Source organism: Actinocrinis sp. (assembly GCF_035938995.1).
Taxonomy (GTDB): domain Bacteria; phylum Actinomycetota; class Actinomycetes; order Streptomycetales; family Catenulisporaceae; genus DASZGI01.
Window position 1 is genome coordinate 1 of sequence record NZ_DASZGI010000070.1, and the last position, 10125, is coordinate 10125.

A 10125-nucleotide genomic window follows, 5' to 3' on the forward strand; every position below is an offset into this window, starting at 1 on the left:
CGTGCCAGGGCCGTGAGGCGAGGAGCGGCGGCAGCTTAGGGAAGGAACAGCGTCTTTCCTCGGGCATGGCTGACGCGAGCGTGGGCCACGGCGGCAGGTGCGGCGCTCAGGCGTACCTGCCGGTCGATGTGCACGCGAAGGTCGCCGGTCGCCGCGAGCTCGGCGAGCTTGGTCAGGATGTCGGCGCTCGCGGCGCTGGACAGGTTGATCCCGCGGATGCCGCGCCCGGCCAACGCCTCCGGCGGGGCCGCGTGGTTGGCGCTGACCAGCGTGCCGCCCGGGCGGATCAGGGCGCTCATGGCCTGAAGGTCGCCGCCCGCCGGGGTGACCAGGTCGACGATCGCGTCGATTCCGCCCGGATACGCGGCGGCGACCTGCCGGTGCGTGGGCGCGCGGGTGAAGTCGAAGACCGTGGCGGCGCCGAGGCTCCGCAGATGGCCGGCGAGGTCGGTGGCGCCGGTGGCCAGGACGCGGGCTCCCGCCAGCACGGCGAACTGGATCGCGCACTGCCCGACGCCGCCGCTGGCCCCGTTGATCAGCACCACGTGCCCCGGCTTGACGCGCGCGGCCTCGACGGCCTGGTAGGCGGCCACCCCGGCCGTGGGCAGCGACGCCGCGACGGGAAACGGCACGCCGTCGGGGATCGTCGCGATCGCGCCGTCCTGATCGGCGACGCTGTACTCGGCGTAAGAGCCGAGGCCGCGCTGGACGTGCATGAACTGCCCGAAGACACGGTCGCCTGCGCGAAAACGGGTGACCCGCGATCCGGCCTTCTCGACGACCCCGGCGCCGTCCGAGCCCATCACCAGCGGAAACGTGTGAGGCACGACGTCTCTGAGGGCGCCGTCCGCGACTTTCCAGTCCGAGGGGTTGAGCCCCGCGGCATGGATGCGCACGAGCAGTTCGGTGGGTCCGGGCTCGGGGACGGGCAGCTGCGCGAGCCGGGGCTCGGCTCCGAACTCGCTGACGACGACGGCTTGCATGGCGTGCATGGCGGTGGTCATTCTCCAGGGCGTGCAATGAGCGTGTGGGTCGGCCGGTCCCGACCGGGCGCACCGGCGTCCGGCGGAACCGCGGCGCCCCCCGTCGGCGGGCTCCTGCACAAGGAAAACGGAGGGCTCGCACTTTCGTCACCATACGCGACCGACGTGATGCGCTGAGCGACCGGTCTGCGTCGCCGGGCGCGAGCCTAGTGGTGCTGGCGTGGAATCTGTCGCGAGCCGTACTTCCAGCCCTCGAAGCAGACTTCCAACCGGTCGTCGTCGATCGGCGGCTGCTCGAGCCGGCTGTTGCCGCCCTCGGGCCGCGCGCGCATACCGTCGAACACGATCGTCATGTACCGGCGCCACGCCTCGGGACCGGCGGCGGCGACGAACTCCGCGGCGCCGACCGCGGCCACCTCGAGGACCGAGACGTCCGCCGCGACCATGTCCGCACGCAGGTCGCCCTGCTCCTTCGCCCGCTGCACCAGAGTCTCCAGCGGCGGTTTGATGCGCTCGCGCAGGATGTCGTCGGCGGGGTCGTTCGCCCGCTGGGCGAGCAGGACGTCGCGCAGGCCCTTGTCGCGCGCCTGCAGTTCGAGCAGCGCGACCATGAAATGCTGCAGCCCGTCCCAGCCCCTCGGCATCGCCAGCGCCTCGTCGACGATCCGGACGATCGTGTCGATCGCGTCCGCGAACAGGGCGTCGATCAGCGCCTCGCGGTTCGGGAAGTGGCGGTACAGGGTGCCCACGCCCACGCCCGCGCTGCGGGCCACGTCCTCGAGGGAGGCGGCCAGGCCCCGCTCGGCGAACAGGGCCCGCGCGGTGGCGAGGATGAGCTGCCGGTTGCGCTCGGCGTCTCGGCGCAGCGGCCGCGCCGGGGCGGTGGTGGTGATCTGTCCCTCATCCATGGCAGCTCGCAGCCTACCTTTCTCCCCCGCCCATCAGGCCCGATCCAGCGGATCCGGCGCCGTCGGAGGTTAATCGGAAGATGACCCTCCATATGGAGGACAACATTCCGCTTCCTATGCTACGCTCGTCCCTGAAGCGGAAGAGAGACCTCCGGATAAGCGGGAGCAGCCATGTCAGAGACCCGGACGGCGGCCGTGGGGAGGCCGGTCCACGAACAAGACCCGGCGCACGACCGCCACCACGCCAGACGCTGGTGGACCCTCGCCGTGATCGGCCTGGCCCAGCTGATGATCGTGCTCGACGTCACGATCGTGAACATCGCGCTGCCCGACGCGCAGAAGGACCTGGCCTTCTCCAACGGCGACCGGCAGTGGATCGTCACCGCCTACTCGCTTGCCTTCGGCAGCCTGCTGCTCCTGTTCGGCCGCGTCTCCGACCTGGTCGGACGGCGGGTGATGTTCCTCGTCGGCCTGGTCGCCTTCGCCGGCGCCTCCGCGCTGGGCGGCGCGGCGCCGAACTTCGAGGTGCTCGTCATCGCCCGCGCGCTGCAGGGTGCGGGCGGCGCGATCCTCGCCCCCGCGGCCCTCTCGCTGCTGAGCACGACCTTCACCGACACGAAGGAGCGCGCGACCGCGTTCGCCGTGTTCGGCGGCATCGCCGGTTCGGGCGCGGCGATCGGAATGCTGCTCGGCGGCGTGCTGACCGAGTACCTCAACTGGCGCTGGACGCTGTTCGTCAACGTCGGCATCAGTGTCCTGGCCATCGCCGGGGCGGCCGTCCTGATCCCGCGTCAGCAGCGCGTCGAGGACCGGCCGAGGCTCGACCTGCCGGGCACGCTCCTGGTCTCCGCCGGCTTGTTCGGCATCGTCTACGGCTTCGCCAACGCCGAGTCGCACCCGTGGAGCGCCCCGAGCACCTGGGGCTTCCTGGCCGGCGGCGGCGTGCTGCTCGCCCTGTTCGCCGCCTGGCAGACCCGGGCCGCGCACCCGCTGCTGCCGATGCGCGTGGTGCTCGACCGCACCCGCGGCGGTTCCTACCTGGCGATGTTCATCACCGGCATCGGCATGTTCGGGGTGTTCCTGTTCCTGAACTACTACCTGCAGGTCATCCTGCACTACTCGCCGGTCGCGACCGGCGTGGCGTTCCTGCCGATGGTCGGCGTCCTGATGCTCACCGCGACGATCATGACCATCCAGGTCTACCCGCGCATCGGGGCGAAGCCGCTGATCTTCCTGGGCATGGCGATCGCGGCCGGCGGCATGGCCTGGCTCACCGGCATCAGCCTGACCAGCACCTACGCCGCCGACATCCTCGGACCGCTGCTGGTCATCGGCGTCGGCATGGGCGCCGTCTTCGCCCCGGCGATGAACGCCGCGACCTCCGGCGTCCGGGACCACGACGCGGGCGTCGCCTCCGCCATGGTCAACACCTCGCAGCAGGTCGGCGGGTCGATCGGCACCGCGCTGCTCAACTCGCTGGCCGCCTCCGCGGGCACGGCGTACCTGGTCGGCAAGAACCTGCACAACCCGATCGTGCTGGCGAACGCCCAGATCCACAGCTACGTCGTCGCGTTCTGGTGGGCGGCCGCGATCTTCGCCGCCGGAGCGGTCATCTGCGGCCTGATCCTGCGCGCCGGAAAGCCCGACCCGGTCGACCCGGACGCCGCCCCGGTCGTGCACGCATAGTCCACGCCGAAGCCCTCACCCGGCGCCCCTCCCGCAGCGACAAGCGGGAGGGGCGCCGTCATGCTCGCCCGTCGCCGACGGTCTGCTGGGCGGCTTCGGCGAGGCCGTCGACCAGCGGTGTGCGGCGACCGGCCGCCCAGGCCAGCGCCACCTGGCCGGGCGGGATGTCGGTGACGGGCACATACGCGATTCCGGGCCGCGGGAACATGGCGCAGACCACCGCCGGGAGGAACGCCACACCCCGACCGGTCCGCACGTACTCCACGATCTCCTCCATGTCGTGCACGACCGGCCCGCGGCGGGCCTGGGTTCCGTCGGGGCGCGGGTCGACGCACCAGAAGGCGTTCCAGGCGGCGATGGCGTCGGCGTAGTGCAGAACGGGCTCGTCCGCGATGTCGGCGATGCCGACTTCGGATCGGCTCGCGTGGGGGTGGTAAGCGGGGAGCGCGACGCTGACCGGCTCGGTGTACAGCGGCAGCAGCTCGAGCCCTTCACCGGCGATGGGCAGCCGCACGAAGCCGGCATCGACGCTGCCGTCGAGTATCAATTCAGCGTGTTTCCACCAGCGCAGACGCTGGAGCAGGACACTCACCCCGGGGTGGCGCGCGCCGAAAGCCGCCAGCACCGCTTCCGTGTCCATGGCGAGCATGAATCCGACCCGCAGCGTGTGGTCCCCGGCGGCCGCGCGGCGGGCGCCTTCCAGCGCCGTTCGACCGGCGGCCAGCAGCTGCCGACCGCTGCGGAAGAACGCCTCGCCGGCGGGAGTGAGGGCCACTTCGCGGCTGCTGCGCGCGAACAGCTCGACGCCGAGGTCACGCTCGAGCTGCTGGATCTGGCGGGACAGGGCCGGCTGGGTGATGTGCAGCGCCGAAGCCGCCTGGCCGAAGTGCAGCCGCTCGGCCACCGCGACGAAGTAGCGCACCTTGCGCAGGTCCAGGTCCGGATCCACTGCCTGACATCTCCTACCCACCCGTAGCCATCGATGCCTCGGCTGCATCGATCACGTCGAAAGAAGCCTTGGACGCCGGGGGACCTTCGCCTGAAGACTGGCGACATAAATCATAGGACTGGATGTGACGGGCCGAAACCGCACGTCGGCCGCCCGTGGGCGCACGGCGGACGCCGCCGCTCCGGTGCGGACCTCCGCTGCGCCGGCACGCCCAGCCCTGCTCGCCGAGCGTGATCGCCGATCGCGGCCGGGGGCACGATCCGGGTCGAGGGAGTTGTTCCGCCATGCGCGCTGCCATCGCCACCGCCGTCGACCAACCGCTGTCCGTGAGCGATCTGGACGTGCCCGAGCCGGCGGCGGGCGAGGTGCTAGTGAAGATCACCGCCTGCGGCGTGTGCTTCTCCGACCTGAACCTGCTGCGCGGCCACTATCCCTTCGCCCGCTTCCCCGTCATCCCCGGCCATGAGATCACCGGCACGGTCGTCGCTGTCGGCCCCGGCGTCACCTGGCCGGAGGTGGGCACCGCGGTCGGCGCCCAGTTCCTCTACGACTCGTGCGGGCACTGCGATTACTGCGTGCGCGGCGAGCAGATCCTGTGCGCCCAAAAGCGCATCACCGGAATCGTGGCCGACGGCGGCTACGCCGAGTACGCGGTGCTCAAGGCCGGGTTCGTCACGCCGCTGCCGACCGGCCTGGACCCGGTGGCCGCCGCGCCGCTGATGTGCGCGGGCATCACCGCGTTCAACGGCCTGCGCAAGGGCGGCGCGGCGCTCGGTTCGCGGGTCGCGGTGATCGGTCTCGGCGGCGTCGGCGGCATGGCCGTGCGCTACGCGGTCGCGATGGGCGCGCGCGTCGCGGTGATCGGCCGGTCCCGCCGCGGTGAGGACCAGGCCAAACAGCTCGGCGCGGAACTGTACATCGCCAGCGGCGACACCGATCCGGCCGCGGCGCTCAAGGCGTGGGACGGCGGCGCCGAGCTGATCCTGAACGCGGCACCGTCCAGCGCCGCGGCGGCCGCCACGCTCGGCGGCCTGGCCCCCGACGGCACCCTGCTGCTCTGCGGCTACGGTCCCGACCCGCTGACCCTGCCCACACAGCCCATGGTGCTGAACCGGCTGCGGGTGATGGCCTCGCCCTCCGGATCGCCGCACGACCTGCGCGACACCCTCGCGTTCTCGTCCCGCCACGGCATCATCCCCGACGTGACGCCGATCAGCCTGGACCAGGCGTCCGGTGCGCTCGACGACATGGCCGCGGGCCGTGGCCAGGGCCGCTCCGTCATCGTCTTCTGAGGGAGATCCAATGAGTAAGGTTATTGTCATTACCGGTGCGGGCTCCGGCTTCGGCGCGCTGAGCGCTCGTGCGCTGGCCGACCGGGGTCACACCGTGTACGCCGCGATGCGCGACACCGCCCGCCGCAACGCCGGCCGAGTCGCCGAGGCCGCCGACTACGCCGACGCGCACCAGGTGGATCTGCGCACTGCCGAACTCGACGTCCTGTCGCAGGAGTCTGCCGACGCCGCCATCGGCGCGATCGTCGCCGAGCAGGGCCGAATCGACGTCGTCGTGCACAACGCCGGGCATATGGTCACCGGCCCCACCGAGGCGTTCACCCCTGAGGAGATCGCCGCGGTCTACGACACCAACGTGCTCGGCACCCAACGCGTCAACCGGGCGGTGCTGCCGATTCTGCGTGCCCAGCGGGAGGGCCTGCTGCTCTGGATTGGCTCGACCAGCTCCCGCGGCGGCACCCCGCCCTACCTCGCGCCGTACTTCGCCGCGAAGGCGGCCATGGACGCACTGGCCGTGAGCTACGCGGGGGAACTGGCCCGCTTCAATATCGAGACCACCATCGTCGTCCCGGGTGCCTTCACCTCGGGGACCAATCACTTCGCGACCGGCGGCCACCCCGAGGACTTGGAGATCGTCAAGGCCTACGAGGAGCGCTACGCCGGAATGATGGACCAGGTCTCCCAGCGCCTGGCCGCACTCGCCCCCGCGGACGCGAACGTCTCCCAGGTCGCCGACGCCGTGGTCGAGGTCGTCGAAACCCCGCACGGCAGCCGCCCGTTCCGCGTGCACGTCGACCCCGCCGACGACGGTTCGGAAGAGGTCTCCGTCGTGGCCGACCGCATCCGCGAGCAGTTCCTCACCCGCATCGGCCTGGAAGACATCCTCCACCCACACACCGCCTGACGGTTGAAACCTCGAGGGGCCAGAGCCCGCGAACCGGAATCACTCCCGGTTCGCGGGCTCTGGCCCCTGCACGTTTTGACCGGCGTGAGCAGCCTGGCTGAACGGACTTCCCACGAAGTGCGGCTGCGATTGAGCAATGCCAGCGTGAAATGCGTACTCCATTTGAGAGCTTCGCCACGGCGGCGAAACGAACGCTCTTGTGAGGGCGCTGAGTTGGGGTGTGGGCAGCCATGAGTCCGACTGAGAATCCTGTTAGCGGGACGGCAGTCGGCCGGCCCGCGTGGTCAGGGCGCAAATCCAGTGGCCTGCTTCAGTCGGCCCGGCGGCGCACGCACACCCGCTCCGCCTGACGATCTCACAGCGTTACTCCGCTCTGTACAGCGAGCATAATACGTATCATGTTTGAAGAGCGCCACGTCAGCCGCGTCGTCGAGACGCCACCTTCGGGAAGAGTGGATCGTCGTGTTGGATGTCAAGCCCACTGCTCGTCAAGACCCTGTGATGGTCGCCAGCCGTCCCGCCGCCGTCCAGGAACAGCGCTCGGCGGCGATGTCGGTGCCTCCTCAGCCCGCGGCGCGCCGGACGGTCCTGCCACAGGCGTCCACAGTGGGCCCGATCACGGTCGCGGTGCTCGCGGGTGACCCGATCACAGGACAGGGCGCTGCGGTGTACCTGGATTCGTGCCCTCATGTGAAAGTGCTGCCGGCCAGCAGGCAGCACGAGGCCGAGGTGATCCTGATCCTGGTGTCGTGGATCACCGATGAGACCCTCGCGTGGATGCAGCAGGTCGCGGACGCCGCGCAGCGCGATGTCCGGTTCGTGCTGGTCGGCGACGGGATCCGCGAGCATCAGCTGCTGCGGGCGATCTCTTGCGGCCTGGTCAGCGTGATCCCGCGGCAGGAGGCTGACTTCGACCGGATCCTGCGCGTGATAGCGGCGACGCGCGAGGGCAGCCTCGAGATGCCCGGGGTGGCGCTCGGCTGGGTGATGAATCAGATCAGGGGGATCCAGCAGGACGTGCTGGAGCCCAAGGGTCTGACGACGGCCGGCCTGGAGGCCCGCGAGACGGACGTGCTGGGTCTGCTGGCGGAAGGGTTGGGGACCGCGGAGATCGCCGAACGGCTCCATTATTCCGAGCGCACGGTCAAGAACATCATCCATGGCGTGCTGACTCGCTGCCGGCTGCGCAATCGGGCTCACGCGGTCGCCTTCGCCCTGCGCAACGGTGCCATCTGAGTCGGCGCGGACACGCGCCGATGTCCGATCGGGAAACGTGGGTCGAGCAGGCTTCATGCGCGGCCGCGGTGCTTCGAGCGCTGTGACCGACAGGGCAGCGGTCAAGGATGTGTCGGGCACTCACAGGTCTGGACGGTTCGTCCGTAGCGCAGGCAGGCGCAGGATCGCAGTACATGGACGTTGCCGCGGGAACACGCGACTGAAGGTGATGTGAGATGAGCCTGCCGTTTGAACACGAGCTCGAAGGACTGATGGAGGAGTACCGCAAGCGCCGCGCGCGCACCGCCGAGCTGCAGCGCAGTATCCGGGAGATCTCGGCGACGGCGACGACTCCGCGCCAGACGATCAAGGTGACGGTCGGTGCGCAGGGGGACTTGACCGGGATCGAGTTCCCCACGGGGGCGTACAAGCGGATGGCGCCCAACGAGCTTTCCGAGGCCATCCTCGGCGCGGTCGCCGAGGCGAAGGTCAAGGCCACGGACGCCCTCCGGGAACTGATGCAGCCGGAGCTGCCCGCCGGCTTGAACTTCGACGACCTGATCCAGGGCAAGGCCGATATGTCGAAGGCGCTGCCGGAGAATTCGATAATGCCCGGCGCCGTTCGGGACTACATCGACAGTGGACGTGTGCCGGGGATGGACGGACGCGGCAACGGATAAACACGTCGGGGCCGACTCGATTCCTGTGGCTGGCAGAAGGAGCCATCCGCCGGTGTCCGTTCGGGCAGACGTGCTCCGCTGTACCTAGTAGGTCATATACCGCCTGAATAGCTTGTGAATATCGGTCGCGAGAATTCGACCAGGCAGGTCCCCAGGAAAGTCCGGCCGTGATCACGGCGAACCGCTGTTAAGGCGTCCTGTCACGGCGCTGTCGGCAAGCGGCGAAGTGCGCGAACACCGATTCGCGGTGCCACGGCGAGCATTGAGGGAGTGGATGGTTCAGATGGGCGAGACGACATCGGTTGACACCGATCTGATGGCCAAGCTGCTGCCGCAGATCGCCGCAGCCCGGCAGTTCGCCGCGGCGGCGCGCAGTGCTCTGGTGGCGAGCCAAGAGCCGCTGTCTGACGCGGCCGGCGACGACGCCGCGGGAAGACAGTTCCGCGATGCGCATACGAGCGCGCTGAGCCAGTGGGTGCAGTCGGCGGATGGCCTGGTGGGGACCTTGGTCGGCATCGAAGACGGTGTTAACACATCGGTTCGTGGCTACACCCAAACGGAGGAAGGCAACATCATCCTCAAGCCCCGTGCGGAGGATGTCACTACCAATCCCATGCCTGGTGCGCAGGAGGCCAGCCTCGACCTTAAGCCTGGTGCGCAGCAAGGCAATACCAATCCCGTGCCCGGTGCGGAGCGAACTACTACCAATCCGATGCCTGGTGCGCAGGAGGCCAACCTCGACCTCAAGCCTGGTGCGGGGCAAGGCAATCCCAGTCCGATGCCTGGTGCGCAGGAGGCCAGGATCGATCTCAAGTCTGGTGCGCAGGAGGCTAACCTCGACCTCAAGCCTGGTGCGGAGCGAGCTGCTACCAGTCCCATGCCTGGTGCGCAGGAAGCCAGCCTCGATCTCAAGCCTGGTGCGCAGCAAGGCAATCCCAGTCCCGTGCCTGGTGCGCGGGAGGCCAGCCTCGATCTCAAGCCTGGTGCGGAGCGAGCTACTACCAATCCGATGCCTGGTGCGCACGAGGCGAAGATTGACCTCAAGCCTGGTGCCGGACAAGCCCATGCCAATCCGATGCCCGGTGGGCACGAGGCGAAGATTGACCTCAAGTCCGGTGCGGGACAAGCCCATGCCAATCCCACGCACGGTGCGCACGAAGCCAGGATCGACCTCAAGCCTCGTGCGGAAGGCGACACCGGCACCCCTGCGGATACTCACATCCGCCCGGACACCGGCGACAAAGCCCCGCGGCGGGCCTAGTTAATCCGATCGTCACTTATCTCAGCGAGGAGATCGTGCGATGCGTAGCGAGCTTCGGGAGATGCCGGGTCGACCCGGCATCTCGCTGAACCGCGTCGCGTCGCACAATCGACTCGCCACCTGGCGGCGGCACGTGGTCCGGGGCGGGCGTCGCAGCGCACCCGTTCCGGAGGTGCTGTCGCGTGCTGGGGGCGTCTTGCTGTGAGTATTCAGATGCCTCCGGCTTTGCAGTGGGTGTCGCAGTTGG

General features: G+C 69.5%; 9 protein-coding genes. 6 read left to right on the forward strand and 3 right to left on the reverse strand.

Annotation, left to right across the window (positions count from 1 at the left end; genetic code table 11):
* Nucleotides 1–35: 35 nt before the first annotated feature.
* Complete coding sequence (locus VGZ32_RS04475; RefSeq protein WP_326884520.1) at nucleotides 36–1004, reverse strand: NADP-dependent oxidoreductase; 969 nt, start codon at nucleotides 1002–1004, stop codon at nucleotides 36–38.
* A gap of 185 nt (nucleotides 1005–1189) precedes the next feature.
* Nucleotides 1190–1891: a helix-turn-helix domain-containing protein gene (locus tag VGZ32_RS04480; RefSeq protein ID WP_326884521.1), complete on the reverse strand. Its 702-nt coding sequence runs from the start codon at nucleotides 1889–1891 to the stop codon at nucleotides 1190–1192.
* 171 nt (nucleotides 1892–2062) lie between these two features.
* Between VGZ32_RS04480 and VGZ32_RS04485 the strand changes: the two genes are divergently transcribed.
* A complete protein-coding gene (locus tag VGZ32_RS04485; protein WP_326884522.1) occupies nucleotides 2063–3577 on the forward strand; it encodes an MFS transporter in 1515 nt (504 codons plus the stop codon).
* A 58-nt stretch (nucleotides 3578–3635) separates the two neighbouring features.
* On the opposite strand, the gene VGZ32_RS04490 is transcribed toward VGZ32_RS04485, so the two are convergent.
* Entirely contained in the window at nucleotides 3636–4526 is an 891-nt protein-coding gene (locus tag VGZ32_RS04490) for a LysR family transcriptional regulator (protein WP_326884523.1), read from the reverse strand.
* Nucleotides 4527–4810: 284 nt separating this feature from the next.
* On the opposite strand from VGZ32_RS04490, the gene VGZ32_RS04495 reads away from it, so the two are divergent.
* The 5 genes from VGZ32_RS04495 to VGZ32_RS04515 all read left to right on the forward strand — a co-directional run bounded on the left by VGZ32_RS04495 (nucleotide 4811) and on the right by VGZ32_RS04515 (nucleotide 9878).
* Nucleotides 4811–5818: an alcohol dehydrogenase catalytic domain-containing protein gene (locus tag VGZ32_RS04495; RefSeq protein WP_326884524.1), complete on the forward strand. Its 1008-nt coding sequence runs from the start codon at nucleotides 4811–4813 to the stop codon at nucleotides 5816–5818.
* Nucleotides 5819–5828: 10 nt separating this feature from the next.
* Complete coding sequence (locus VGZ32_RS04500; protein ID WP_326884525.1) at nucleotides 5829–6722, forward strand: SDR family NAD(P)-dependent oxidoreductase; 894 nt, start codon at nucleotides 5829–5831, stop codon at nucleotides 6720–6722.
* Nucleotides 6723–7223: 501 nt separating this feature from the next.
* A complete protein-coding gene (locus tag VGZ32_RS04505; protein ID WP_326884526.1) occupies nucleotides 7224–7958 on the forward strand; it encodes a response regulator transcription factor in 735 nt (244 codons plus the stop codon).
* 215 nt (nucleotides 7959–8173) lie between these two features.
* Entirely contained in the window at nucleotides 8174–8617 is a 444-nt protein-coding gene (locus VGZ32_RS04510) for a YbaB/EbfC family nucleoid-associated protein (RefSeq protein ID WP_326884527.1), read from the forward strand.
* A gap of 283 nt (nucleotides 8618–8900) precedes the next feature.
* On the forward strand, nucleotides 8901–9878 hold the full coding sequence (locus VGZ32_RS04515) for a hypothetical protein (protein WP_326884528.1): 978 nt from the start codon (nucleotides 8901–8903) through the stop codon (nucleotides 9876–9878).
* Nucleotides 9879–10125: the final 247 nt, after the last annotated feature.

Bases quoted from the DNA above. Each gene is read 5' to 3' on its own strand.
- VGZ32_RS04480 (WP_326884521.1), bottom strand. From the start codon at position 1,891: ATGGATGAGGGACAGATCACCACCACCGCCCCGGCGCGGCCGCTGCGC.
- VGZ32_RS04495 (WP_326884524.1), top strand. From the start codon at position 4,811: ATGCGCGCTGCCATCGCCACCGCCGTCGACCAACCGCTGTCCGTGAGC.
- VGZ32_RS04510 (WP_326884527.1), top strand. From the start codon at position 8,174: ATGAGCCTGCCGTTTGAACACGAGCTCGAAGGACTGATGGAGGAGTAC.
- VGZ32_RS04485 (WP_326884522.1), top strand. From the start codon at position 2,063: ATGTCAGAGACCCGGACGGCGGCCGTGGGGAGGCCGGTCCACGAACAA.
- VGZ32_RS04500 (WP_326884525.1), top strand. From the start codon at position 5,829: ATGAGTAAGGTTATTGTCATTACCGGTGCGGGCTCCGGCTTCGGCGCG.
- VGZ32_RS04475 (WP_326884520.1), bottom strand. From the start codon at position 1,004: ATGACCACCGCCATGCACGCCATGCAAGCCGTCGTCGTCAGCGAGTTC.
- VGZ32_RS04515 (WP_326884528.1), top strand. From the start codon at position 8,901: ATGGGCGAGACGACATCGGTTGACACCGATCTGATGGCCAAGCTGCTG.
- VGZ32_RS04505 (WP_326884526.1), top strand. From the start codon at position 7,224: ATGGTCGCCAGCCGTCCCGCCGCCGTCCAGGAACAGCGCTCGGCGGCG.